At 38.4% G+C, this 25,889-nt stretch carries 22 protein-coding genes; 4 read left to right on the top strand and 18 right to left on the bottom strand.

The features are described from left to right. Nucleotides 1-166 precede the first annotated feature (166 nt). Nucleotides 167-2,878: a preprotein translocase subunit SecA gene (gene secA / locus V6256_RS07350; RefSeq protein WP_341597429.1), complete on the bottom strand. Its 2,712-nt coding sequence runs from the start codon at nt 2,876-2,878 to the stop codon at nt 167-169. Nucleotides 2,879-2,938: 60 nt separating this feature from the next. Next, complete coding sequence (locus V6256_RS07345) at nt 2,939-4,123, bottom strand: peptidoglycan DD-metalloendopeptidase family protein (protein ID WP_341597428.1); 1,185 nt, start codon at nt 4,121-4,123, stop codon at nt 2,939-2,941. Between the two features lie 31 nt (nt 4,124-4,154). Here V6256_RS07345 and V6256_RS07340 point away from each other — a divergent pair, with 31 nt between their 5' ends. Continuing rightward, nucleotides 4,155-4,616 (top strand): DciA family protein, encoded by a 462-nt coding sequence (locus V6256_RS07340; protein ID WP_341597427.1) that lies wholly within the window; start codon nt 4,155-4,157, stop codon nt 4,614-4,616. A gap of 54 nt (nt 4,617-4,670) precedes the next feature. Here the strand turns inward: V6256_RS07340 and lpxC are convergent, their stop codons facing one another. The 16 genes from lpxC to mraZ all read right to left on the bottom strand — a co-directional run bounded on the left by lpxC (nt 4,671) and on the right by mraZ (nt 22,905). After that, nucleotides 4,671-5,600, bottom strand: coding sequence for a UDP-3-O-acyl-N-acetylglucosamine deacetylase (gene lpxC, locus V6256_RS07335; protein WP_341597426.1), 930 nt, complete (start codon nt 5,598-5,600; stop codon nt 4,671-4,673). Nucleotides 5,601-5,761: 161 nt separating this feature from the next. Continuing rightward, nucleotides 5,762-6,970, bottom strand: coding sequence for a cell division protein FtsZ (gene ftsZ, locus V6256_RS07330; protein WP_424141051.1), 1,209 nt, complete (start codon nt 6,968-6,970; stop codon nt 5,762-5,764). A gap of 69 nt (nt 6,971-7,039) precedes the next feature. Then, on the bottom strand, nt 7,040-8,272 hold the full coding sequence (gene ftsA / locus V6256_RS07325; protein WP_341597424.1) for a cell division protein FtsA: 1,233 nt from the start codon (nt 8,270-8,272) through the stop codon (nt 7,040-7,042). Between the two features lie 120 nt (nt 8,273-8,392). After that, nucleotides 8,393-9,136 carry a cell division protein FtsQ/DivIB gene (locus tag V6256_RS07320; protein WP_341597423.1) on the bottom strand — a complete coding sequence of 248 codons (744 nt, stop codon included), beginning with the start codon at nt 9,134-9,136 and terminating at the stop codon, nt 8,393-8,395. Between the two features lie 3 nt (nt 9,137-9,139). Next, nucleotides 9,140-10,060, bottom strand: coding sequence for a D-alanine--D-alanine ligase (locus V6256_RS07315; RefSeq protein ID WP_341597422.1), 921 nt, complete (start codon nt 10,058-10,060; stop codon nt 9,140-9,142). Beyond that, nucleotides 10,060-11,520 carry a UDP-N-acetylmuramate--L-alanine ligase gene (gene murC / locus V6256_RS07310; protein WP_341597421.1) on the bottom strand — a complete coding sequence of 487 codons (1,461 nt, stop codon included), beginning with the start codon at nt 11,518-11,520 and terminating at the stop codon, nt 10,060-10,062. The genes V6256_RS07315 and murC overlap by 1 nt, the downstream gene beginning before the upstream one ends. Nucleotides 11,521-11,537: 17 nt before the next feature. After that, nucleotides 11,538-12,611: an undecaprenyldiphospho-muramoylpentapeptide beta-N-acetylglucosaminyltransferase gene (murG, locus tag V6256_RS07305; RefSeq protein ID WP_341597420.1), complete on the bottom strand. Its 1,074-nt coding sequence runs from the start codon at nt 12,609-12,611 to the stop codon at nt 11,538-11,540. Further along, entirely contained in the window at nt 12,601-13,854 is a 1,254-nt protein-coding gene (ftsW, locus tag V6256_RS07300; RefSeq protein WP_341597419.1) for a putative lipid II flippase FtsW, read from the bottom strand. The genes murG and ftsW overlap by 11 nt, the downstream gene beginning before the upstream one ends. A gap of 1 nt (nt 13,855) precedes the next feature. Continuing rightward, on the bottom strand, nt 13,856-15,181 hold the full coding sequence (gene murD / locus V6256_RS07295) for a UDP-N-acetylmuramoyl-L-alanine--D-glutamate ligase (RefSeq protein ID WP_341597418.1): 1,326 nt from the start codon (nt 15,179-15,181) through the stop codon (nt 13,856-13,858). Nucleotide 15,182: 1 nt separating this feature from the next. After that, on the bottom strand, nt 15,183-16,265 hold the full coding sequence (mraY, locus tag V6256_RS07290; protein WP_341597417.1) for a phospho-N-acetylmuramoyl-pentapeptide-transferase: 1,083 nt from the start codon (nt 16,263-16,265) through the stop codon (nt 15,183-15,185). Between the two features lie 49 nt (nt 16,266-16,314). Next, nucleotides 16,315-17,796 (bottom strand): UDP-N-acetylmuramoyl-tripeptide--D-alanyl-D-alanine ligase, encoded by a 1,482-nt coding sequence (locus V6256_RS07285; protein WP_341597416.1) that lies wholly within the window; start codon nt 17,794-17,796, stop codon nt 16,315-16,317. Between the two features lie 12 nt (nt 17,797-17,808). After that, nucleotides 17,809-19,359 (bottom strand): UDP-N-acetylmuramoyl-L-alanyl-D-glutamate--2,6-diaminopimelate ligase, encoded by a 1,551-nt coding sequence (gene murE / locus V6256_RS07280; RefSeq protein ID WP_341597415.1) that lies wholly within the window; start codon nt 19,357-19,359, stop codon nt 17,809-17,811. Next, nucleotides 19,356-21,185 carry a peptidoglycan D,D-transpeptidase FtsI family protein gene (locus V6256_RS07275; protein WP_341597414.1) on the bottom strand — a complete coding sequence of 610 codons (1,830 nt, stop codon included), beginning with the start codon at nt 21,183-21,185 and terminating at the stop codon, nt 19,356-19,358. The genes murE and V6256_RS07275 overlap by 4 nt, the downstream gene beginning before the upstream one ends. Continuing rightward, the gene (ftsL, locus tag V6256_RS07270) at nt 21,182-21,496 is read right to left on the bottom strand and encodes a cell division protein FtsL (RefSeq protein ID WP_341597413.1); all 315 of its coding nucleotides are present in this window, start codon (nt 21,494-21,496) and stop codon (nt 21,182-21,184) included. The genes V6256_RS07275 and ftsL overlap by 4 nt, the downstream gene beginning before the upstream one ends. Further along, nucleotides 21,497-22,444: a 16S rRNA (cytosine(1402)-N(4))-methyltransferase RsmH gene (rsmH, locus tag V6256_RS07265; RefSeq protein ID WP_341597412.1), complete on the bottom strand. Its 948-nt coding sequence runs from the start codon at nt 22,442-22,444 to the stop codon at nt 21,497-21,499. Then, the gene (gene mraZ, locus V6256_RS07260) at nt 22,444-22,905 is read right to left on the bottom strand and encodes a division/cell wall cluster transcriptional repressor MraZ (protein ID WP_341597430.1); all 462 of its coding nucleotides are present in this window, start codon (nt 22,903-22,905) and stop codon (nt 22,444-22,446) included. Before mraZ ends, rsmH begins: the two co-directional genes overlap by 1 nt. A gap of 298 nt (nt 22,906-23,203) precedes the next feature. Between mraZ and rsfS the strand changes: the two genes are divergently transcribed. Genes rsfS through mrdA form a run of 3 tightly spaced genes read left to right on the top strand, consistent with a single transcriptional unit; the run spans nt 23,204 to nt 25,889 of the window. Beyond that, nucleotides 23,204-23,530 (top strand): ribosome silencing factor, encoded by a 327-nt coding sequence (gene rsfS / locus V6256_RS07255; RefSeq protein WP_341597411.1) that lies wholly within the window; start codon nt 23,204-23,206, stop codon nt 23,528-23,530. Further along, a complete protein-coding gene (rlmH, locus tag V6256_RS07250; protein WP_341597410.1) occupies nt 23,530-24,000 on the top strand; it encodes a 23S rRNA (pseudouridine(1915)-N(3))-methyltransferase RlmH in 471 nt (156 codons plus the stop codon). The genes rsfS and rlmH overlap by 1 nt, the downstream gene beginning before the upstream one ends. Further along, on the top strand, nt 24,000-25,889 hold the full coding sequence (gene mrdA / locus V6256_RS07245) for a penicillin-binding protein 2 (protein ID WP_341597409.1): 1,890 nt from the start codon (nt 24,000-24,002) through the stop codon (nt 25,887-25,889). Before rlmH ends, mrdA begins: the two co-directional genes overlap by 1 nt.

Genomic DNA, 25,889 nt, shown 5'->3' with positions numbered 1-25,889 from the left:
AGTCATTTTTTCTGCGCAAAATTTAGATCACTTATTTAATATAATTGGTATTACTTATCCTACCTCTCAAGGAGAAAAGTTTATATTAAAGGTTAGTTACTAGCATAAAAAAGGTGCTCTCCTGAGAGACCACCTTAATAAGTTTGAAGTTAAATAAGCGCTTAGGTTAGCTTAATTTTCCACAACATTGTTTGTACTTCTTACCAGAGCCACATGGGCAAGGCTCATTACGCCCTACTTTTTTCTCTTGGTTATCAGCAGCGCTTGCAGACTCCACTTCTTTACCATCACTATTAACTTCAGCATGTTTGAATTCAACTTGTGCCTTTGCTTCAGCTTCACGGCGTTGTTGCTCAATGGCCTCTGCCTCTTCTCTACTTTGAACATGTACTTTAGACAAAATCGTCACAACATCTGTTTTAAGTGTTTCTAGCATTTCAATGAATAACTCGTAAGATTCACGTTTATATTCTTGTTTCGGATCTTTTTGAGCATAACCACGTAAATGAATACCTTGACGTAAATGATCCATGGCTGCTAAATGTTCTTTCCAAAGTGTGTCGATACATTGCAACATCACTGATTTTTCAAAACCAGCAATCACTTTTTCACCAACTTGCATTCTTTTATCTTGGTAAACTTTACGTGCATGTTCAACGATACGTTCACGTATCACTTCTTCTTGTAAATTAGCATCATCAACTAACCATTGTTGTACAGGTAGTTCAATTAAGAAATCTTGTTTTAGGCGGTTTTCTAAACCAACTAGATCCCATTGCTCTGTTAACGAGTGAACTGGTACATATTGATCAATACAAGTATTGAATACGTCATCCCAGAACTGATCAATGTTCTCAGTGATCGTTTCACTGTCCATCACACCATTTCGTTGCTCGTAAATGATCTTACGTTGTTCATTGGCAACATCATCGAAATCCAATAGCGATTTACGCATATCAAAGTTACGACCTTCAACTTTACGTTGTGCATTCTCAATGGCACGAGAAACCCAAGGATGCTCTATTGATTCACCATTTTCCATGCCTAACTTTTTCATCATGTTAGACACTTTGTCAGAAGCAAATATACGCATTAGAGGGTCTTGCATTGACAGGTAGAAACGACTTTCACCAGCATCACCTTGACGACCTGCACGACCACGTAATTGGTTATCTATACGTCGAGACTCATGGCGCTCTGTACCTATAATGTATAAACCGCCCGCCGCTAATACTTCAGCTTGCTCAGCTTTCCACACTTCTGTTTCTGCCGCTATTTGCTGTTCAGTTAAATTACCCAGCTTCTCTAAACGGTTTTGTAAATTACCACCTAAGACAATATCCGTACCACGACCCGCCATATTAGTCGCAATCGTCACCGATCCTAATGCACCCGCTTGTGCAATAATATCCGCTTCTTTTTCATGGAACTTAGCATTCAATACGCTATGTTTGATTTTCGCTTTTTTCATTAAATGAGACAGTATCTCAGAACTTTCAATCGACACAGTTCCCACTAACACAGGTTGGCGACGCTCTAGTCGTGACTTAATGTCTTCAATAATCGCGTTGTATTTTTCTTCTTCAGTTAGGTAAATCAAATCACCGCAATCTTTACGGGCCATTGGGCGATTTGTTGGGATTACGATAGTTTCCAAACCATAAATAGATTGGAATTCAAATGCTTCAGTATCAGCAGTACCCGTCATACCGCCTAGTTTGTCATATAAACGGAAGTAATTCTGGAAGGTAATTGACGCTAAAGTCTGATTCTCATTTTGAATTTTTACACCTTCTTTCGCTTCTACAGCTTGATGTAAACCTTCTGACCAACGACGACCAGGCATGGTACGCCCTGTGTGCTCATCAACAATAACCACTTCGCCTTTTTCATTAACGATATACTCAACATCTTTTTCAAATAAAGTATGTGCGCGAAGTGCGGCATTAACATGATGTAATAAGCTAATGCTAGACGCAGAGTACAAAGAAGTATTTTCTTCTAATAATCCACGCTCTTGTAAAATCTGTTCAACTTTCTCTTGGCCACGCTCAGTTAATAAAGCTTGTTTGCTTTTTTCATCAACGGTGAAATCGCCGTCACCAACATATTCATCAGTATCTTCTTTATCTTGTTTAGTTAATAAAGGAATGATGCTATTTAGCTTCGTATACAGTGTTGGGTCACCATCGGTAGGGCCAGAAATAATCAGTGGCGTTCTTGCTTCATCAATTAAGATTGAGTCAACCTCATCAACAATAGCAAAATTAAGATCACGCATTACACGTTGCGATGCTTCAAATGCCATGTTGTCACGCAAGTAATCAAAACCAAATTCATTGTTTGTACCGTAGGTGATGTCCGCTGCGTAAGCCGCTCGCTTTTCTTCACCTGACATACCCGAGAGGTTAATGCCAACTGATAAGCCTAAAAATTCGAATAATTTCGCGTTCCACTCGGCATCACGTCGTGCTAAGTAATCATTCACGGTAATGACATGGACCCCTTTACCGGTTAATGCATTTAAGTATGCAGGTAATGTTGCTGTTAATGTTTTACCTTCACCTGTGCGCATCTCTGCAATTTTATTTTCATTTAAAACCATGCCACCAATTAATTGCACATCAAAGTGACGCATACCAAAAACACGTTCTGAAGCACTACGTACAACAGCAAATGCTTCAACTAATACATCATCAACGGTTTCACCTTTAGCAATACGGTCTTTAAAGTAGACTGTTTTTGCTTTCAATTCTTCATCGGAAAGTGCTTTTATTTCAGGTTCAAGTTTATTGATTTCAACAACAACTTTACGAAGTTTTTTTAAGTAACGGTCGTTTCGACTGCCTATAATTTTTGTTATTACCGATGTGATCATTTGCTTTTCTCATTGTAAAATTGAATAAAAAATTGTGATTTATATTGCGATTTTTTCTTTTTAGCTCGCACTTCTATTTATATAGTTAATTGGATTAACTTGAGTACCGTTTTTTAGTACTTCGTAATGAACATGGGGTCCCGTAGAGCGCCCTGTTGTGCCCATTACAGCAATTTGTTGTCCTTTCTCTACCACTTCACCAACAGAGGCTATAAGTGATAATGCATGCGCGTAACGTGTCATTAAACCATTACCATGATTAACCACAATGACATAACCATAACCAGGACGAGCTTCAGATGTAATAACAACACCAGCAGCAGTCGCTAAAATTGGCATTCCTTTATGCCCTGCGATATCAACACCTTTATGAAAGCGTGACTTTCCAGTAAAAGGGTCTGTACGCACGCCGTATGGAGAAGATAATCGCGACCCTTCCATTGGTACTGGACGACCGGAAATATATAACTCATTTATTAAGTGGAGACTGTTATAAGTAATTTCAAGCTGTTCTAGTATATTTTCCGTTGTATTAAATTGAGACGCTAATGTTGAAATTTTATTATCAATAAGTGTGAAGCTTGAATTTACTAGGTCTGTGGAAGGTTGGTGGTCAAAGCTGTTATGATTTGCAGTGGCATCGTGAGTGACTTTTACTTGCTGAGTTTGAGGCACACGATTATCTGGTTGTACTTCCACTTGAGAAGCAGTATTCGACACGGCCACTTTAGCAGTCACTTCTTTCTCAGAAGATGTTATTTGTGCAGCGTTGTCACCTTTTGATTGAGGGTCAGCCTCTTCAGGTGTGTCTAGCGTATTTTCTTCTACTTGCGGCTTAACTTGCTGTTCATTATCCGATACAGAAGGATTTTCTGGTGCTTGATCAGGTGGTAAATCAAATTTAAACTCTTCTCTTGGAAAGGCAGATTTTTCTATTAACTGCTCACCCAAACTATTCAAATGAATATTTTGAATTTCTAGCTGACCAATTTTTTCAGCTAACACATTTAATTGCTGGCTTTTATAGGACTCAATAGAGTCTAAATATTGTTGTTTAACAGCTTCTCTTTGCTTTAAAGAAGTGATTTTTTCTTTAATAAGCTGTTGATGATAATAATATTGCAGTGACCAAGCACCAGTTATTAATACAGCAATTGCAATAACACATGCTAGAATTAAGTTAGATCTAGAGATAGAAAATTTATGTTTAGATTCTTTCCATCTATAAATAACCGTTATACTCATAAACCTACTTCACTATAACTAACAGGCTGCTATGACTACTCATAAAAAACAACCCAAACCCATTGCTTCATTGTTAGAAAAAAACAATTACCAACAAAGCACATCACTAATATCTAAAATGGATATAATACTACAAAGGGTTTTAAAACAACACAATATCAAGGGTTCTCGAATAGGAAATATTGAAAATGGGAGGGTGATTATAGAAAGTCCAACTGCAGCATGGTCTCAACGCTTAAATTTCATACGAAATGACTTATTAAGCGAACTGCGACAGCACCACTCTTCACTCACTAGCATTAAGTTTATAGTGAATCCAAAGCTCGCAAAACTAAGTCCTGATAAAATTAAAAAAAGTAAGCCGGTAAAAATTAGAGCTGAAAGAATGAGTAAAGATGTGGCGGCGTCCTTTTTAGCACTTGCCGATAACGCTGACCCAGAATTAAAAAAAGCGCTACAGTCCTTAGCGAAATATTCAAGCGATAAAAACTAAAAAACCACCTTGCTTTCACAAAGTGGTTTTTAATCAGTCATTAAGGCCCTTTAATTATGCAGGGATAAATGCTGGCTCAATGTATTGTACTGGAGACTCAGCAACAGGCTCTTCAAATGTTACGATTTCATACGCTTCTTGATCAGCTAACAATGCACACAGTAATTGGTTATTTAATGCGTGACCGGTCTTGTAAGCTTTTAAATGGCCAAGAATAGTAAAACCTGATAAGTATAAATCACCAATAGCATCAAGTACTTTATGCTTAACAAATTCATCATCGTAACGTAACCCTTCAGGGTTTAATACTCGAAACTCATCTAGGCCAATCGCATTATCTAAACTTGCACCTAATGCTAAATTATTAGACTGAAGGTATTCAACACTCTTCATAAAACCAAAAGTACGCGCACGGCTAATCTCTTTAACAAATAAATCGCCAGAGAATTGCATTTCAATGTGCTGGTTTTGACCTTCAAACACTGGGTGATCAAAATCAATTTTAAAGTCTAAGCTAAAACCATTATTTGATGGTTGCAGTTCAGCCCACTTACCGTCTTCTTTGTCTTCAACTCGAATGGCTTTTTTAACACGAATGAATTTTTTAGCAACGTTTTGCTCTTCAATTCCAGCAGATTGAAGCAGGAATATGAAAGGGCTTGAACTACCATCCATAATTGGAATCTCAGGTGCATCAACATCAATGATGATGTTATCAATACCTAGACCTGCTAAAGCAGCAGAAAGATGCTCAACGGTAGATATTTTTTCACCTTGTTCATTCACTAAACATGTACATAACAATGTTTCTTGTACTGCTTCAGCGTGTGCTTTAAAACTTACCACAGGATTAAGGTCGATTCGACGATAAACAATACCCGTGTTTGCAGGTGCAGGGTGAAACTCTATAGTTACTTTATTCCCTGAATGTAAACCAACGCCCGTTGATTTAACACTTTTTTTCAATGTTCTTTGCTTAATCATATGAATGACCTCTACTACGATAATATCTCGCCGTATTATAGCAGTTTGTGGATTGAATCACAAACTACTATAATTTAAGCTATAATTTTGATTCGCTTAAGACCTATCCTATTGACTTTAATAGTATAAAAGGATATCACCTAATTAAAGGCTAGATATATTTAGTTATCCGCTTGACGTCTTAAGAATGCAGGAATATCTAAATAGCTTTCAGCGTTTGTTTTCTTCTCTTCAGCAGCAGGCTCTACTTTTTTAACTTTTTCAACAGGCTCTGGCGCTGTTTCAGTTTCTTCTGAGCTAACTGCAATTGCAGCTTCTGCAACTGCCTTTTCTGTTGTTTCAGCAACCGCTTTTTTACCCGCTAAGGTAGGGTTTTTGATTACGTTTAGCTCAGATTTACGCTCGCCAATACCAGTTACAATAACTGTTACGTGTAGTTCACCTGTTTCAAGCTCAGGGTCAACTGTCACACCGATAATATTTTGAGAGTCTTCTGAAGCAAATTGTTTCAATGCATCACCAACTGTATGGTATTCATCAAAGCTAAAGTCAATACCAGCAACAATATGTACCAATACGCCGCGCGCATCAGAAAGATCAACATCTTCAAGCAACGGACATGAAATAGCTTGTTCTACCGCCTCTTCAGCACGGTTTTCACCAGCTGCAACACCAATACCCATTACCGCAGTTGTGCCTGCTTCTGTCATAACCGTTCTAACATCAGCAAAGTCAATGTTAATCGTACTTTCTTCGTTGTTAATAATTGAAGAGAAGCCAGATACCGCATCATAAAGTACACCATTTGCTGCACTCAATGCATCTAAGAAAGAGATGCCGCGAGGTAAAGATTTTTGTAGTTTATCATTCGGTATGATCAATAAAGAATCGATATTTTCAGATAAACGAGCAATACCCTGCGTTGCGTAATTCATACGCTTGCGCCCTTCAAATAAAGAAGGTTTTGAAACAACACCAATCGTCAGCGCCCCTTCTTCTTTTGCAATTTCAGCAACAACAGGACATGCACCAGTCCCCGTACCACCGCCCATACCAGCTGCGATAAATACAACATCGGCACCCGTTACGATTTCGCGAATACGTTCTTTATCTTCAAGAGCAGATTTATAACCAATTTCTGGGTTTGCTCCTGCACCTAAACCATTAGTAATATTCGTGCCTAATTGCAAACGAATATCAGCTCTTGATGAGCGTAATGCTTGAGCATCAGTATTCATTGCAATGAACTCGGCGCCACCTAGGCCTTTCTCAATCATATAGTTGATTGCGTTACCACCACCGCCACCAATACCAATAACTTTAATTATCGCTTGGGCTGAATGTTCTTCGTCATCGATTATTTCAAACATTTGATTTTCTTCCACTCTATTAACTTCTTGTGACATCGTTTGTTACCACCCGTTCCATGAAACTGATAACTAATATTCTTTTTTTATCCAGTTTTTTATTTTAGCAAATAAGCTTGCCAGACGATTTTCAACTTCAACTTCATCTGTCGTAAACTCATTGTTTTTATAACGTAATAAACCCACTGCTGTTGAATAAGCTGGAGAACTTACATCTTCAACTAAACCTTGTAAGTTTTCCGGTTTTCCAATTCTTACTTGAGCATGTCCAAAAACACTTTCAGCAACAGCTGAGAGTCCTTGAATTTGAGCTGCACCACCAGTTATCACTAAGCCAGCAGATAATTGATGCAGTATATGCTCTCCGCCTTCTAAGCTCTCTATTCTTTTTTTAACTAATGTTAACAACTCAGTATAACGCGGTTCAATAACATCAACTAATATAGAACGCTGAAGACTACGAGCAGCTCTTCCACCAACACTCGGAAGTTCTATTATTTCATCTTCTTGTACTAATTTTTTATTTAAGCAACCATAATTTACTTTAACAGCTTCAGCAGAAGCTGGCGGTGAACTAAATGCAATCGCAATATCGTTAGTCACAGAGCTACCAGCATAATCCAACACTAAACTATAATGTAATGAGCCAGCAATAAAGATTGATACATCCATCGTACCACTGCCCATATCAATCATACATACGCCAAGCTCTTTTTCATCTTCGCTTAGAATTGCTTCACTAGACGCTACGCTTGAAACAGTAAGTTGGTCAATACTTAAACCACAACGTTCAACGGCTTTTTCTAAATTTTTAACTAGATCACTGTGAGAAGTGATTAAGTGAACATCCGCTTTTAATTTAACACCTGATAATCCAATTGGATTTTTAATTCTACTTTGTGAATCAATAGCATATTCTTGAGGAACCACATGCAATAATCGCTGCTCATCACGTAGTTTGACTGATTGCGCATTATGTAAAACACTTTCAACATCAAAATCACTGACTTCATGAGCACCGATTACCCAAGTACCATCTTTATTCATCGACTCAATATGTGCACCAGAAACAGATAAATTAACTGATGATACAGTACAGTCAGCCATATCTTCAGCTTGTTTTAATGCAGTTGTAATTGAGTTAACAATTAAATCTAAGTTGGTAATGGAGCCTTTATCAACGCCTCTTGAAGGTGCAGTACCAACGCCGACTATGTTTACTGTTCCACTTGTTAATAGCTCACCGATTAAGACGACAACTTTACTGCTACCGATATCTAAACCAACTGTGTAATTGCTTTCCATTCGTTTTTCACCATTTCTCTGAAATAAGAGAGAATAATTTAATTACTTAAATATTAATCATATTAAATAACAAATCAATTTTATCACATTTAAATAAGTACTTTATTAATACTTAGCCCATCAAGACGCATCTTTTTTTGCTTTCTTCCAACCAATTGCTAACCCAGTATCGTAACGAAGATCGACATAATCAATCGTACTAAGTTCATATTTTTGTGCAATTCGCGGAAAAGCATTTAAAAATAGCTGAATTCGTTCTAATTTTTGTTCTTTACCGAGACGTAAACTAATACCATTTTTTAATACAAGTTGGGTTGCGTTACGTTTATCACTGTTTAACTCAGCAATACGGTACTGAGTAGGCTCTAATAACTGCTCTAATTGTAAGTAGGTATCTAATACACCCTCAGCACGATTATCTTCGCCGGATAAACGAATATAGTCTTCTTTATCCTCTGGTGTCACTTGAATAATTTCACCAAAACGATTAAGCGATGATGTTTCATTCCAAATCGCAACCACTGTTTGCTCAACAATATGGATTTTTAAAGTGTCAGGCCAATTTTTACGTATTGACGCAGAGTATACCCAAGGCCTGTCTTCTAATTGTTTTTGGATATCGGCAATTTCTAAGGTAAAGAAATTTAATTTATCCTTTTGTTTATTCAAAACCGACCTAACTACATCTTCAGTAACGTGTAATTTGTCTCCGGTTAACACCAATGCCGTTAATGGCAGTGAATTTTGATCCGTTAACCAATGTTTTAATTTAAAAAAACTACTTTGTAATGCATAAATTAAAATGACAAAAATAAAGAAGCCAATCCATTTGCTTGTGTTAACTTTTTTTAATTTTTGCCACATAAATTATAAAGTTTGCTCTAAAATATCTAACACTAGTTGATCAAAACTGATGCCCGCTTCTTTAGCTGCCTTGGGCACCAAACTTGTTTCTGTCATTCCTGGCACAGTGTTTACTTCTAATAGGAACCAGTTATTGTTTTTATCGCGCATAAAGTCAACTCGTCCCCAACCAACACAACCAATTGCTTTAAACGCTTCTTCAGCTAACTGGTTAAGTGTAGTCAGTTCATCTTCTGCTAAACCACAAGGACAAAGGTATTGAGTTTCTGTCGACTGATATTTTGCTTGATAATCATAAAACACATTGTTTGTTTTCATACTAATGGCAGGTAATGCTTTGCCATTTAATATCGACACGGTAAATTCATCGCCAGTGATCCATGATTCCAACAATACTTTGTGATCGAACTTAAATGCTTCATTCAATGCATCAACTAACTGCTCTGGTGTATCTGCTTTTGCCATTCCAATGCTAGAGCCTTCATGTACAGGCTTTACCATCACACAACCCGATAAGCGATTGAGTATATCGCTTACCGTAGTCGGATCAAAGTTATCTTTGATAATAATTTGATAATTGGCTGTAGGCAGTTGACAACTTTGCCAAATTTGCTTTGTTTTAGCTTTATCCATGCCGATTGCCGAGCTCGATACGTCACTGCCAGTGAAAGGAATATTTAAGGTATTTAAGAAGCCTTGAATAGTCCCATCTTCACCACCACGCCCATGTAAAACAATAAAGGCACGGTCAAAACCCAAAGATTTAATTTTTGAAATATCATCTATTTTAGGATCGATAGGATGTGCATCGACACCTTTTCTGATTAACGCGTCTAATACCGCTTTCCCTGACTTAAGAGAGACTTCACGTTCCGCACTATTACCACCAAGCAAAACTGCTACTTTACCAAAGTTTATTGCCATTATTTTTTGCTCGCCTGTTTCATTTTTTCAATATCTAATTTTAATTCAGCTAGTGTTTTTACCACAGCACCAATATTGCCCGCTCCTTGTGTCAGTACAAGGTCATCATCTTGAATAACATTAGCTAAGATGCCAGGTAACGCTTCAGGTGAAGGAACAAAAATAGGCTCTCTATCGCTTTGCTGACGAATGGTTCGACATAAAGAACGGCTATCAGCGCCTGCTATCGGTACTTCGCCAGCAGCATAAACTTCAAGTAATAATAATTGATCAACTTGTGATAACACATGAGCAAAGTCTTCATAAAGATCACGTGTGCGCGTATAACGATGCGGTTGATAAGCCATTACTAAGCGCTTTTCAGGCCAGCCTTCACGTGCAGCATTGATCGTTGCCTGTACTTCCGTTGGGTGATGGCCATAGTCATCGGCTAACATTGCCTTACCATTGCCTGTTTCAAACTCACCGTATTGCTCAAATCGACGACCAATACCTTCAAAACTTTCTAAAGCAGCTAAGATTGCGCTATCTGCAATATCATCTTCCATTGCCACAGCAATAGAGGCAGCAGCATTAAGTGCATTATGCTTACCAGGCAGATTTAAATGAATAATTAAATCAGGTTTATTGGCTCTATGCACAATAAACTCACTGCGACTCACTGTTTGTTTAAAGCTTGAAATACGCACATCTGCTTGCTCATGAAAACCGTAAGTAATACATTGGCGAGCAAAACGTGGAATTAAGCTTTCTACAACTTCATCATCTAAACAGACAACAGCAGTTCCGTAAAACGGTAAGTTATGAATAAATTGAACAAAGGTATCTTTTAATACTTCAAAGTCCCCTTGATAAGTATCCATGTGATCCGCTTCAATATTAGTGACAACAGACACCATTGGTTGTAGATGTAAGAAAGACGCATCACTCTCATCTGCTTCAGCGATTAAGTAGCGGCTTTGACCTAATTTAGCATTGGTACCAGCACTATTTAATAATCCACCAATAACAAAAGTAGGATCTAAATCAGCTTCTCTATAAATACTTGCAATTAAGCTGGTTGTCGTTGTTTTACCGTGTGTACCGGCCACTGCGACGCCGTGTCTATAACGCATCAATTCTGCTAACATTTCAGCACGACGTACCACAGGAATTCTTGCTTGCTGCGCAGCTAATAACTCAGGGTTTTCTGCACTAATCGCAGTAGAAACAACCACCACTGAAGCGCCATAAATATTTTCTTGGGTATGGCCAATAAAAACTTCCGCACCGATTGAACGAAGGTGTTTAACCACTCTGTTTTCGGCAATATCAGAGCCAGTTACTTTATAACCCTCATTGGCTAAAACCTCTGCAATACCACTCATACCGGCACCACCAATACCAACGAAATGAATCTGTTTTACACGACGCATTTCAGGGATCATTGTACGGATTTCAGCTAATTTAATTTTTGTCATCGGAATTCACTTATGCGTTATTTTTTTACTAAAGAATTACAAACTTCAGCGACTTTATCTGTTGCATCGGTTATTGCTACATTTTTACAGTTATGACTCATTTCACTGAGCAACTGCCTATTTTCACTTAATGTCCGCAAAGATTCACTTAATTTATCTACATTCAACTCATTTTGAGCAATTAACAAGGCAGCCTTAGCATCCACTAAACTCTGCGCATTTTTTGTTTGATGATCATCAACTGCATGCGGTAACGGCACAAAAATGGCTGGTAAGCCAACAGCAGCGACTTCCGCAACTGTTAATGCGCCTGCCCGACAAATAATAACATCTGCCCAATCATAAGCTGCTGCCATATCTTTAATAAAATCATGGACTTGATAATCAACATTTGTCTCTTTGTAAAGCCCTAATACTTGCTCAGAGTTACCTTTACCAGTTTGATGACAAATAGACACTTGAGTTTGATCAAAGTTCATTAACGCCTGTGGTATTGTCTCATTCAACACTTTTGCACCAAGACTACCGCCAATCACCAATATTTTCAAAGGCATAGCAATATCAGAAATCACCTTTTCATGCAATTCCAAAAGCTCTTTTCTAATAGGGTTACCCACTAAAACAGCCTTTTCGCCTGAAAAAGCACCGCTAAAGCCCATTAATACCTTTTTAGAAAAGCGTGAGAGTAATCGATTAGTCATTCCTGCTGCTGCATTCTGTTCATGTAATATCACAGGGACACCTAGCGTCCAAGCTGCGATACCACCAGGGCCACTTGCAAAGCCACCCATCCCTAACACTAAATCAACTTTTCTTTCTTTGATCACTTTACGTGCTTGAAAAATAGACTTTAAGATTTGAAAAGGCGCTTTCAGTAACCGCTTTAAACCATTACCTCGTACACCAACAACATCAATAAAATTAATTTCATAACCGTGTTCAGGGACTAAATTAGCTTCCATTCGTGAAGCAGTACCTAGCCAACTCACTTGCCATCCTTGCTGTCTTAATTTATCTGCTACAGCAATACCAGGAAAGACATGACCACCAGTCCCTCCGGCCATTACTAGCAAGGTTTTATTATTGTTCATTATTAGTCTCTCTTACTAAAGTTGGCTGTAAAGCTGCTTTAACTTTCTTTACTTTGTTCTTTTTACTTACCACTTTTTTGGGCTTTTTCCGTGTTTCGTAATCAATACGTAAAACTAAACCAACAGCAATAGCAATTGTTATTAAACTCGAACCGCCATAACTAATCAGCGGTAAGGTTAATCCTTTTGTTGGTGCAATTCCTGATGCGGCACCAATATTAACTGCGGTTTGAAAAGCAAACCAAATAGCGACACCGATAGCAACATAGCCGCCAAAAAGGTTGTTATTCTCTAAAGCACGCTTACCAATACTAAAGGCTTTATAGACTAAGATAAATTCTAAAATAATAACTAGACTTACCCCGATAAACCCTAACTCTTCCGCTAAAATAGCCATGATAAAGTCGGTATGCGCTTCTGGTAAATATTCTAATTTCTGGACAGAGTTACCTAACCCTTCCCCAAACCAACCACCACGGCCAAATGCCATCAGTGATTGTGTTAATTGATAACTACGCCCAAATGGGTCTGCCCATGGGTCTAAGAAACCAAAGACACGTGCCATTCGATATGGAGAGGTCACGATAAGTAAAATAATCATTGCCAGTAGGGAAATAGCAATACTCACGAATGAAATCATACGAGCATTAGCAATAAACAACATACCCATCATGATCACAACAATTACCACTGTTGAACCTAAATCGGGTTGTAACATCAGTAATAATGCTAATAAGGTCAATACCGCTAATGGTTTTATGAAGCCTTTAATCGTGTCAACCACCTCTTTATGACGACGTATTAAGTAGCTGGATACGAATAAAACAATGGCAAGTTTAGTAAATTCCGATGGTTGAATATTAAGAGGGCCTAACCTTAACCAACGAAGTGAACCATTTACCTCTGTACCAATTACAAGTACCGCTATTAAAGAGAATGTTGAAGCAAACAGTAATAATGGGGTGTATTGATGCCAACGATCAATGGGGATAGAAACAACAAATGCGAGAATAAATAAACACAAAATAAGGTAAATAAAATGACGTTTTAAAAACTGAAATGGATCATCAGATAATGCGATGCCTTCAGGCATAGAAGAGGAAGCAACAATCACTAACCCTATTCCCATTAGGGTAAACACTAGCGCCAAAAGTGAACGATCGTAAGGGCTACTTTGTGGGTTAAGAGAGCGTAGAAAAACCCCTAGCTTTTTCCCGAATTTGCTATCAATCACTTTTTTCATGTTAAACCTTAGTTTCTAGTGAATTCACTACATCAACAAAGTGATCGCCGCGGGCCATAAAATTCTTATACATATCTAAGCTCGCGCAAGCAGGTGTTAAGATAGCTAAATCACCTTCATGAGCATATTCATGAATATGTTTAACTGCTTGTTGTAAATTATCTACTACAACAGCTTTATTAGATTGGGCAGCAATCGCATCGGCATCTTGACCAAAACAGACAATTTGCCCTGCTACTTCTGAAAGTGCATCACTAAGTTCTGAGAAATCAGCACCTTTACCATCGCCACCTAAAATAACATGAACCTGCCCTGAAATTGTCTCAGATAAACCCAATAAGGCCGCTTGTGTTGCACCGACATTAGTAGCTTTAGAGTCGTTTATCCAACGTACACCTTGCACTTCCTTAACAAATTCACAGCGGTGTTTTAATCCTTTATATGTCTGCAGCGTTTTCAACATCGACGACATTGGCAACGCAACTTGCGAACCTAAAGCAAGGGCCGCTAAGGCATTCATCCAGTTATGCTTACCACTTAATTTTAATTGTGAGCAAGCAAGCAATGGTTGTCCTTCAAAACTTAAATAAGTTTGTTTATTTTGCTCAGTAAGACCGTATTGTTGCTGATCAAAGCCAAAACTAATTTGAGGCATCATTTGAGTAAACGTTAAGGAATCATCACGATTAATCAACGACATCTTAGTTTGTTGGTAAATCTTATGCTTTGCATCGGTATAAGCTTGATAACTTGGATAACGGTCCAAATGATCTTCACTGACATTTAAAATAGTTGCTACCGTTGCATTAAGTGATTCTGTGGTTTCTAATTGAAAACTAGATAACTCTAGAATATAGAGCGTTCGAGATGGGTCTAGCAAATCTAAAGCAGGCACGCCGATATTACCGCCTACTCCCACATTCACACCTGCTTCACTTGCCATTTCACCTAACAAGCTAGTCACCGTACTCTTACCATTAGAACCGGTAATAGTAACTAATTTAGTATCGGTGTATTGAGATGTATTTAACTCACGAGCAAATAGCTCTATATCCCCAATAACCTCAACTCCCTGCAACTTTGCTTGGGCAATTGCAGGTGTCGATAAAGCAATACCTGGACTCACCACCAAGGTATCAAATTGTAGCAAACGCTCAGCGACCAATGGGCCAATAATCAATTCAGTTTGTGAAGAAAGCTGTTCTTTACCTGGCGGCTCAGCTCGCGTATCAAAAACCGTAACATCAACCCCTTTTTTAGTGAAAAAGGTGACACAGGATAACCCTGTGACACCTAACCCAATAACAGCAATTTGCTTTGAATGCATGTTAACGCACCTTCAGTGTAACTAAGCCAATAAGTACTAATACAATAGTGATGATCCAAAATCGAACGATAACACGTGGTTCCGGCCAACCTTTTTTCTCATAGTGATGGTGAATAGGCGCCATTCTAAAGATACGTTGTTTACGCATTTTATAAGACCCTACTTGTAAGATAACTGACACGGTTTCAAGCACGAAGATACCACCCATGATCACTAACAAAAACTCTTGGCGTACTAGTACCGCAATCACACCTAAAATCGCGCCTAATGCCAGTGAACCCACATCGCCCATAAAGACCTGTGCAGGATAAGTATTAAACCATAAAAAGCCTAAGCCAGCCCCAGCAATGGTGCCACAAATAATAACTAACTCACTAGCCTGTGGAATATAAGGAATGAACAGATAATGTGAATAGTTAACATGACTTGTTAAGTAAGCAATTAAAGCAAAAGCAGAGGCAACCATTACCGTCGGCATAATCGCTAAGCCATCAAGACCATCGGTTAAATTCACCGCATTACTACTACCAACGAGTGTAAAATAAACAAGTGGAATAAACAGTAAACCAAGGTATGGCATATATTCTTTAAAGAAAGGAACCACTAACGTTAATTGTGCATCGCCTGATGCAGTCAAATACAAAACAACACCAATCGTTAATGCCGTCACTGATTGCCAAAAATATTTCCAACGGGCAATCAAACCATCCGGGTGTTTACGCACAACTTTTAAATAGTCATCCATAAAACCAATTGCACCAAAAGAAACTGTCGTAAATAACACAACCCATACATAAAGGTTGTCTAGTCTTGCCCATAAAACAGTACTCAACACAATTGCAGCCAGTATCAAAATACCGCCCATTGTTGGCGTCCCAGCTTTACTGAAATGAGACTCAGGGCCGTCATCACGAACCACTTGTCCAATTTGTTGACTTTGCAAATATCGTATTAGTTTAGGCCCAGCCCATAACGAAAATGCAAGCGCTGTTAATACAGCAAAAACCATTCTTACAGATAAGTAAGTCAATACATTAAAAAATGTAAAATGACTCGAAAGTAACTCTGCTAACCAGACTATCATTTTTAAAATCCTATTTTATAACGCAGTTAAACTGCCAAAGATGGGTAGTTTAAACACTGTATTTTTGTTTAATGAAAGTAACAATATCTTCCATTTTGGCACTACGTGAGCCCTTCACAAGAACCACAACATTGTTTTTTTGTGTCCGTAGAAAAGCATCTATCGCCACTTCAAGTTGGCCTTTCTCTGAAAAGTGTTCTGCATCAGCATTTTTAGAGGCGGCATTATACTCATGTGTTGCTAATTGACTCAAACTTCCAACCGTAAATAATTTATCTATTTCTTTATCTTTTGCATACGCTCCAATGGTTTTATGTTCTTGTTTTGCATATTCGCCTAATTCACCCATATCACCACAAACCAGTACTCGCGTTGAATGTGCATATTGTGATAATAAATCGATACCAGCCCTTACTGAGGCAGAGTTAGCGTTATAAGTATCGTCTATCACGGTTAATGTGTCAGAAATAACCGTCGAATTTACTCGACCAGCAACTTGTTGTAACGTTTCTAAACCTTGTTTGATGTCGTTTAATGAACAACCTAATGCAAAGGCCATTGAACTCGCAGCTAACGCATTACTGACATTGTGTTGACCGGGTATATTTAACTGTATTTGAGTTGATTGATCAGTAGCTGCTAACAGACCTTTTTTGATCGTTAACTTAAAACTGGCTTGGCCTAATGGGTTATTTACAATCTCAGTTGCAAAACAATCAACTTGTGGTGCATTGTTGATAGTCGAGTCAATTTGAGAGAAGGTAATAAATGGCTGTTTTTTATTGCTTAGCTTAGTAATAAAATCTTGTGCAAAATTAGCATCTAAATTAACCACAGCAATACCTGATTTATCTAGGCTATCCCAAATCTCAGATTTCGCTTTCGCAACCCCTTCTAATGAACCAAAACCTTCAAGATGCGCAGGCATTACATTATTTACCAAAGCCACATTAGGTTTTGCAAGCGTCGATGTATAGGCTATTTCGCCAATGTGGTTCGCACCAAGTTCTACTACTGCAAATGCATGCTGCTTTTGTAGACGCAGCAATGTTAAAGGTAAACCGATGTCGTTATTGAAGTTACCTGCTGTTGATAGAACCGTGTCTGCATCGCCACAGTATGCGGTTAAAATCGCAGTTAATAATTCTTTACAAGTGGTTTTACCGTTACTTCCTGTGATTGCAGCACATTTTAAGCCAGTTACTTGTTGTTTCACATAACTGCCTAATAAACCTAGTGCAATACGTGTATCTTCTACTTCAACAACAATCGAGTCTGCTGGTAGTGATATTTCACTACTTGCTTCAACTAGAACAACACTTGCGCCTTTATCTATAGCACTTTGTAATAATTGATGGGCATCGAAACTCGGCCCTTTTAACGCGATGAACAAATCCGATGGCTGAATAGTACGCGTATCGGTACTGACATTTTCAATAACGGTATTGGCACAGTTATTTAATGTTTGAAAGCCTTTCTTTAACACGCCATTAGTGGCCAAGCACAACTGCTCTACAGTGATTGCGATCATATTTACCTACTTTTATTGTTCCTGTGCGATCAATTCAGACAAGCATTCACGATCACTATAATGTACTTTTTTATCACCAAAAATTTGATAATCTTCATGGCCTTTTCCAGCAACAAGTATGATATCGCCATTGTTGGCGGTGGCGAGTAAATGCATAAGAGCTTGCTTACGATCATGTATAACTGTTGCAGTATCTGCTTGGGTTAACCCTTTTTTAATATCGTCGACAATGGCTTTAGCATCTTCTGTACGAGGGTTATCATCAACAATAATCACATGATCTGCACCCTGCTCGGCCGCTTTTGCCATTTCAGCTCGTTTACCTTTATCGCGATCACCGCCGCAACCAAAAACAGCAATAATCCGCCCTTGTTGCTCGTCTTTATGTTTTTGAAGTGCATTTAATGCATTAGATAAGGCATCAGGAGTATGGGCATAATCAACAACAAAGGTTAAATTTTGCTTTTCAAAAAAGTATTGCTCCATTCTTCCCGGTACAACCGTTAATTGTGCAAGCACGGTTTGAATTTGCGCGATTGAGTAACCATCTGCCAATAATGCACAACTTACAGCAGCAATATTAGACACATTAAAATCACCATAGAATGGCGCTTGAATCTGACCTTCACCCCAACTAGAGTTAAAATCAAATACAATGCCTTGCGCTAAATAAGCCACGTGTTCAATTTTAAAGTACTGTTTATTATTAGTAGCTTGCACACCATAAGCGATAGCATTGGGATACTGGCTTAACCATTCACGACCAACTGGATCATCAGCATTAATAATGCGATGTTTTAGAGGAAAGTTTTCAAACAATATTTTTTTAGCATCGGCATAAGCCTGCATAGTGCCGTGATAATCTAAATGGTCACGAGTCAAATTAGTAAAAATAGCAGTAGAAAAGGGAATCGCAGCAACGCGCCCTTGAATCAAACCATGCGATGACACTTCCATGATAGTGTATTGCGCACCTTGTTGCTGGTAGCTACTTAACTCTCTACAAACAGAAATAGCATCCAAGGTGGTATTAAGGCTGGCTTTTAATTGACCATATAGTCCATTGCCAATCGTGCCCATTTGCGCACTTTGTTGTTTTAACAACATATAACTATTAGCTAGCAAACTAGCGATGGTTGTTTTACCGTTTGTACCGGTAATAGCGGTCACTGGATGGCAATTATTACTTGGGAAATAAAAACGCATAGCGATATCACTAAGGTAGTGATGTAATTTATATACTTTGACAATAACCGTATTCTGTTGATGCTCTATTACACCATGCTGCTCTTGTTCAGTGGTTTCTGAAAGTACAGCAACAGCACCTGCAACAATAGCGTTTTGAATAAACTGGCGACCATCACTTAACGCCCCCTGCAAAGCGACAAATAGGTCGCCCGAGGTAACATTTCGGCTATCTAAGGTCATGCCCGAAATGGCAATATTTAAAGACGCAATGGTAGATTGCGCCTGAGGATCAAGTAACAGCTTGTATGAAGGTTTAGAAAGTAACCAAAGAAGTGTACAAGTAGCTATACTTTGATCTGCTCCTCGATCTATCATTTTGCCTCCAAATAGGTGTAACTTTGCTCTCCACCATCTGGTAATACATGTGTTAACAATAAAGTACTTTTCATCACCGCAGAGAAAACAGGTGCAGCAACATCACCCGCATAATAACGATCACCTTGCGGTTCATTAATCATCACAGCAATAGCGAATCTAGGTCTTGAAGCTGGCGCTAATCCTGCAAATACCGCGACATAATCGTCACCATAACCACCTGCAACGGCTTTTCGAGAGGTTCCGGTTTTACCAGCAATGCGATATCCCTCTACTTTTGCTTTACGTGCAGTACCGCCTTGCTCTGTTACCCCTTCCATCATCGCCACAACTTCACGTGCAATATTACTCGGAATAACCTGTTCGCCAGGTTGTTGAGTACCTTTAATAATAGAAAGAGGATATTGAACACCGCCACTGCCTAAAATAGCATAAGCTTTAGCTAGTTGAAGCGTGGTTGCGGTGATACCATAACCGAAAGACATAGTTGCTAATTCAAAATCAGACCAACGGTGACGGAAAGGTAAACGTCCTACACTTTCACCGATTAAACCAATACCCGTATCATTACCTAAACCAAAATCAGCAAAGGTTTGTTGCAATTGCTCTGGTTTTAAACGCAACGCTAATTTACTTACCCCTACATTACTTGATTTTTTAAGTATCTTAGCAAGACTCATTTTCCCGTAGTTATGGCTATCTCGTACACGTCGCCCACCAACATTCATCCAACCTGGAGAAGTATTCACTATCTCATCAACATCAGTTTTCTTATTAATAAGCGCACTTGCTACTACTAATGGCTTAACTGTAGAGCCTGGCTCAAATGTATCTGTGATTGCTCGGTTACGTAATTTATAAGCTTGGTATTGGTCACGGTCATTTGGATTAAAAGATGGATAGTTAGCCATCGCATAAATTTCACCGGTATTAATATCAATCACCACAATAGAACCTGAAGTTGCATTATTGATTTTAATTGAACGTTTAAGTTCGCTGTAGGCGACAGCTTGGATACGTTGATCAATCGTTAGCTGTAAATTACCCGCTAATTTTTTCTCTTTAAGAATTTCGATATTATCAATGACATTACCTAATCGGTCTTTACGTACTTTTTTGGCACCTGCTTGCCCTTCAAGATATGCATTGTAACTTTTCTCAATGCCTTCAATCCCTTGTGAATCTAAGTCTGTTAACCCAAGAATATTGGCATTGATCTCACCTGTAGGGTAAAAACGATGTGACTCTAACTGACTAGAAATACCTTTTAGTTTAAGCTGTTTGATGTATTGAACGACAGGATCATTAACTTGACGCTTTAGATAAGCAAATCGTGATTTTGGCTTTTGAATTGTTTTCGCCAGATCATCGATATTAATATCTAATACTGATGCTAATGCCGGCCATTTTTTAGACTCGTAGAAATATTTTTTAGTATGTTTTTCAATACCCGTTTTAGGATTAACTACAGCACTTGCTTCCCACTCTTCACGTGTAAATGCAAAGTGTTTTTTTACTTCTTTTGGATCAACCCAAATTGCAAATGCAGGTACACTAATCGCCAATTCTTCGCCATTACGATCTTCAATATTACCACGATGAGCAACTGAAGTTGTTACACGTAGGCTACGCTTATCAGCTTCATTAGTGAGGTAGTCAGGCTCTATCACTTGAATAAAAGCCAAGCGCGCAATTAACGCAACTGCGATCATGAAAATAGCACCGGCAACAAAAACGTAACGACCTGATGAATAGGTCAAGTACACCTTGTTTTTACGGGTTTGTGAGTTTCCTTTCGCCTTTGTTGCTGTCCGTTTTTTATTCATCGAATTTCCACTAATACACTATTTTCTTTAGTTGGTTGCGCCATCGATAATTTATTTCTGGCAACAAAACGTATTCTGCTATGCTCATCGAGCGTGTGCTCTTCAATTAACAAATTTCTCCACTCAATCATTAAGTTATCTTTCTGTTGTGAAAGTAACTCTTTTTGTGTGACTAAACTACGTGTTTCATGCGTCACATAAATGTTATATAAAGCACTGATTAATATTAATATTCCTAGAATAACTAGGACTATATTTTTACGTAAATCATGTAGAATCAGTAACAAAAAGTTATCTTGAGTGTTTGACACTTACTTCACCTCAGGCTGTCTTATCTTAATAGCTACACGTAGCACAGAGCTTCGTGATCGAGGGTTTAATTTAATTTCATTAGCAGTAGGTTTTAATGCTTTGCCAACTGATTTAAGGTTCTTACCGTCTTGCATTTGAGCATCAGTTAATGGCAAACCAGCTGGGTATTCAGGACCCTTTTCGTGTTTGCGAATGAAACGTTTTACAATGCGATCTTCTAAAGAGTGGAAACTAATCACTGATAACTGACCACCAATAGCCAAAATATCCAATGCGCCATCTAATACTTTATGAATCTCTTCAAGTTCACTATTTATGTAAATTCTGATGCCTTGGAAACTACGTGTAGCAGGATGTTTTTTCTGGTCGCGTCTAGGACACAGGCGCTCAATTAACTGCGCAAGTTGTAAAGTACGAGTAAAAGGAGTCTCTTCACGATCAGCAACAATGGCACGTGCGATTCGATAAGCGAACTTTTCTTCACCGAAGGTTTTTAACGCCCAGCCGATATCATCAACATCAGCTTTTGCTAACCAATCTGCAGCGCTAATACCTGAAGTAGGATCCATTCTCATATCTAATGGTCCATCACGCATAAAGCTAAAGCCACGTTCAGCATCGTCTAATTGCGGAGAAGACACCCCTAAATCTAATAAAACCCCATCTACTTTTCCAGCTAAGCCCATTTCTTTAATGTAATCAGCGAGCCCAGAAAAAGGACCGTGTACAATATCGAAACGACTATCTTCAAGTTTTAATGCTTCAGCAGTTGCGATGGCACGAGGGTCTCGGTCAATGGCAATTAAACGACCATTGGGACCTAATTTAGATAAGATATGACGAGAATGTCCGCCACGCCCAAAAGTACCATCAACATAGATACCATCTGGTTTAATTGCGAGCCCATCTACAGCTTCATCTAGTAATACGGTTATATGCTCACTCATTAAAACGAGAACTCCTTCAGAGAATCACTTAATTCCATGCCTAATGACATATCAGTTTGTAGATCTTGCTGTACTTGTTGATGCCACACTTGCTCATCCCAGATTTCGAATTTGTTCAACTGACCTACCAACATAATTTTTTTATCTAACTTTGCATGCTGACGAAGTGTAGGCGCAATCAAGGTACGCCCGGTTTTATCTAACTCACATTCGCTTGCATGGCCTAATATCAAACGCTGAATTCGACGTTCTTGTGGGTTAGTACTTGATAAACCACGTAATTTTTCTTCGATCAACAACCATTCATGCAAGGGATAAAGTAGTAAACAATTTTGCGATTGAAAATCAATGGTGCACACAAATTGGCCCTGACAATGCTCAGTCAGCCAATCACGATACCGAGTAGGAATCGCAATTCGTCCTTTTGTGTCTAAATTAATTGCATTTGCACCACGTAACATGAGCATTCAATTCCATTGATTTATGAGTTTAAAACCCACTTTTTTTAAAAAAATCCACAAATTGGCACTTTTCCCCACTTTTGACCACTAAGTCTAATAAATTACTGCATATTTGCAAGTAATGGATCTATCTAATTAGTGTTTAAGATCTTGCTTTGATTGGTAAGGTATTTTATTTATTGCGAAATTCGCTTAATAAAAAGGTGAAATTAACCTCAAAAGGCATCCAATTATTGTGTTGCGTGATATACTCCGCTGCTGAAAACAATTTAACTAATAAACTCGGAAGGAAATTCCCTTGCAAGACGAACAATTAAAAGCATTTATCATCAATCAACTTGAAGACATGAAAGCAAAAGAAATCGTAACAATTGATGTTGCAGATATCTCAGATGTAACAGATACACTTATTATTTGTACTGGAACATCTAAACGTCATGTCCGCTCAATCGCAGAGCAAACAGCTTTAGCAGCTAAAAATGCCGGTGAAGTACCACTAGGTGTTGAAGGATTAGAAGGTAGTGACTGGGTACTAATTGATTTAAGTAACGTCGTTGTGCATGTAATGCAAGACGAAACGCGTCAATTCTACCAACTAGAAAAACTATGGACTGAAACAGCATAATGAAAATTCAGCTAATTGCAGTAGGCACTAAAATGCCAGACTGGGTTGAAAAAGGTTACCAAGAATATGCACGTCGTTTCCCAAAAGAGATGCAACTTGAGTTAGTGGAAATTAACGCAGGTAAACGTGGCAAAAATGCGGACATTAAACGTATTTTAAAAAAAGAAGGTGAACTTACCCTAGAGGCCATTCCTAAAGGTAATAAAATTGTTACTTTAGAAGTAACTGGGAAATCTTGGACAACCGAACAATTAGCAAGTGAAATGACTAAGTGGCAGCATGATGGACGTAATATTAGTTTATTAATTGGTGGACCAGAAGGCCTTGCCCCTGAATGTATTAAGCTATCAGAGCAGCGTTGGTCTTTATCTGCACTAACTTTACCTCACCCTTTGGTTAGAATTATTGTTGCAGAAAGTTTGTATCGTGCGTTTACACTTACCATTAATCACCCTTACCATAGAGAATAATGGTGAAAAACAAACGTAATAGCATTCGTAACCACAGTGCAGAATCTGCACTCTTCATGCGCAGAACCATTTTTGTTTTTTTCATGATCTTGTTAGGGGTTGGTATTCTCGTCACTAACCTCTATTACTTACAAATAAAATCTTTCGACACTTACAAAACGCGATCTAATGCCAATAGAATCAGTGTACAAACTGTCCCTCCTAATCGAGGACTCATTTACGACCGTAATGGTGTTATCCTAGCCGAAAACAGGCCTGTTTATAGCCTACAGGTGATCGTTAATAAAACTAATGACCTTCAAAATGATTTAGAAAGATTAACTGATTTACTGAATCTAACTGAAGATGAGCTAACGGACTTCAAAAAAAATAACAACTACTCCCGTTCTTTCAAAGCCGTCACTATTCGTAACCAACTCACTCCTAAAGAAGTCGCGCTATTCACTGTTAATCAGCACCTCTTTAAGGGTTTCTCAATCAAAGCCAGCTTAAAACGCTATTACCCTTACGGTGACTCTTTTACTCATTTATTAGGCTATATTGCTAAAATAAATAGTCGTGATTTAGAAAAAATTAATGAAAAAGGTGAGCGTGCTAGATACCAAGGCACTAACTATATAGGTAAGCTAGGTATTGAAAAATATTATGAAGATATTTTACATGGTGAACCTGGACAGCGCCAAGTCGAAGTAGATAGTTGGGGAAAAGTAATACGTACATTAAGTTTTACTGCACCTACTCCAGGTAAAGACTTAACGCTAAATGTCGATGTTAATTTACAATTAAAAGCGCAAGAATTGCTAGGTGACTCACGTGGTAGCATCATATTAATGAATGCTAAAACAGGGGCTATTTTAAGTTTAGTATCTGCTCCAAGTTACGATCCCAATTTATTCGTGACAGGGATTAGCCAAAAACAATACCAAGCATTACTATCTTCAAAAGATCGCCCTCTCATCAATCGCTCTACACAAGGACGATACCCGCCTGCATCAACCATTAAACCGCAAATGGCATTACTGGCATTGAATGAAAAAGTGATCACAGAAGAAACAAAAATATTCGATCCAGGTTGGTGGATTGTACCTAATTCAAAACGACGCTTCCGTGATTGGAAACGTTGGGGACACGGCTTAGTTGATGTATTCCATGCAATAGAACAAAGTTGTGACACTTTTTTCTATGATGCGGCTTATAAGCTAGGTATCGACCGTATTAATCCATTCATGAAACTGTTTGGTTTTGGTGAATATAGTGGCTTAGATATTGCTGAAGAAACAAAAGCAATTATGCCTTCTCGTGACTGGAAACGTAGTCGCTTTAATCAGCCTTGGTATGATGGAGACACTATTTCCATTGGTATTGGCCAAGGTTACTGGACAGTTACACCTATTCAGTTAACTAAAGCAACCGCTATATTAGCCAGAAAAGGTCAAAATGTTGAGCCACATATACTACGCTCAATGACTTTAGGTGGCAAAACTGAAACACCAGAACATGACAATAAACAAATAGTTAACTTAGAAAAACAACGCTACTGGGAAATCGCCCTAGAAGCTATGCAAGGTGTTACCAGTAAAAAAAGAGGGACTGGGTTTAAAGCATTTGGTGATGCTGAATATACTGTGGCTGGTAAATCAGGAACAGCACAGGTGATTAACATTAAAGATGGCGAAAGATACGATGCCAGTAAAATCGATGAACGTCATCGTGACAATGCAATGTTTGTTGCTCTTGCTCCTTTTGAATCACCAGAGGTAGTTGTTTCTGTCGTATTAGAAAATGCAGGTGGTGGTAGTAGTAACGCAGCACCAATAGCACGTGCCTTACTTGACGAATACTTTAAAAAACCTGAAGAAACCACTTCAAATACAACACCAGGTTCATAA

This window comes from Psychromonas aquatilis (assembly GCF_038155185.1).
Classification (GTDB): domain Bacteria; phylum Pseudomonadota; class Gammaproteobacteria; order Enterobacterales; family Psychromonadaceae; genus Psychromonas; species Psychromonas aquatilis.
The sequence above is the reverse complement of the archived record's forward strand: the minus strand, read 5'-3'. Positions and strand labels throughout refer to the sequence as shown.

Bases quoted from the DNA above. Each gene is read 5' to 3' on its own strand.
- secA (WP_341597429.1), bottom strand. From the start codon at position 2,878: ATGATCACATCGGTAATAACAAAAATTATAGGCAGTCGAAACGACCGT.
- V6256_RS07345 (WP_341597428.1), bottom strand. From the start codon at position 4,123: ATGAGTATAACGGTTATTTATAGATGGAAAGAATCTAAACATAAATTT.
- V6256_RS07340 (WP_341597427.1), top strand. From the start codon at position 4,155: ATGACTACTCATAAAAAACAACCCAAACCCATTGCTTCATTGTTAGAA.
- lpxC (WP_341597426.1), bottom strand. From the start codon at position 5,600: ATGATTAAGCAAAGAACATTGAAAAAAAGTGTTAAATCAACGGGCGTT.
- ftsZ (WP_424141051.1), bottom strand. From the start codon at position 6,970: ATGTTTGAAATAATCGATGACGAAGAACATTCAGCCCAAGCGATAATT.
- ftsA (WP_341597424.1), bottom strand. From the start codon at position 8,272: ATGGAAAGCAATTACACAGTTGGTTTAGATATCGGTAGCAGTAAAGTT.
- V6256_RS07320 (WP_341597423.1), bottom strand. From the start codon at position 9,136: ATGTGGCAAAAATTAAAAAAAGTTAACACAAGCAAATGGATTGGCTTC.
- V6256_RS07315 (WP_341597422.1), bottom strand. From the start codon at position 10,060: ATGGCAATAAACTTTGGTAAAGTAGCAGTTTTGCTTGGTGGTAATAGT.
- murC (WP_341597421.1), bottom strand. From the start codon at position 11,520: ATGACAAAAATTAAATTAGCTGAAATCCGTACAATGATCCCTGAAATG.
- murG (WP_341597420.1), bottom strand. From the start codon at position 12,611: ATGAACAATAATAAAACCTTGCTAGTAATGGCCGGAGGGACTGGTGGT.
- ftsW (WP_341597419.1), bottom strand. From the start codon at position 13,854: ATGAAAAAAGTGATTGATAGCAAATTCGGGAAAAAGCTAGGGGTTTTT.
- murD (WP_341597418.1), bottom strand. From the start codon at position 15,181: ATGCATTCAAAGCAAATTGCTGTTATTGGGTTAGGTGTCACAGGGTTA.
- mraY (WP_341597417.1), bottom strand. From the start codon at position 16,265: ATGATAGTCTGGTTAGCAGAGTTACTTTCGAGTCATTTTACATTTTTT.
- V6256_RS07285 (WP_341597416.1), bottom strand. From the start codon at position 17,796: ATGATCGCAATCACTGTAGAGCAGTTGTGCTTGGCCACTAATGGCGTG.
- murE (WP_341597415.1), bottom strand. From the start codon at position 19,359: ATGATAGATCGAGGAGCAGATCAAAGTATAGCTACTTGTACACTTCTT.
- V6256_RS07275 (WP_341597414.1), bottom strand. From the start codon at position 21,185: ATGAATAAAAAACGGACAGCAACAAAGGCGAAAGGAAACTCACAAACC.
- rsmH (WP_341597412.1), bottom strand. From the start codon at position 22,444: ATGAGTGAGCATATAACCGTATTACTAGATGAAGCTGTAGATGGGCTC.
- mraZ (WP_341597430.1), bottom strand. From the start codon at position 22,905: ATGTTACGTGGTGCAAATGCAATTAATTTAGACACAAAAGGACGAATT.
- rlmH (WP_341597410.1), top strand. From the start codon at position 23,530: ATGAAAATTCAGCTAATTGCAGTAGGCACTAAAATGCCAGACTGGGTT.
- mrdA (WP_341597409.1), top strand. From the start codon at position 24,000: ATGGTGAAAAACAAACGTAATAGCATTCGTAACCACAGTGCAGAATCT.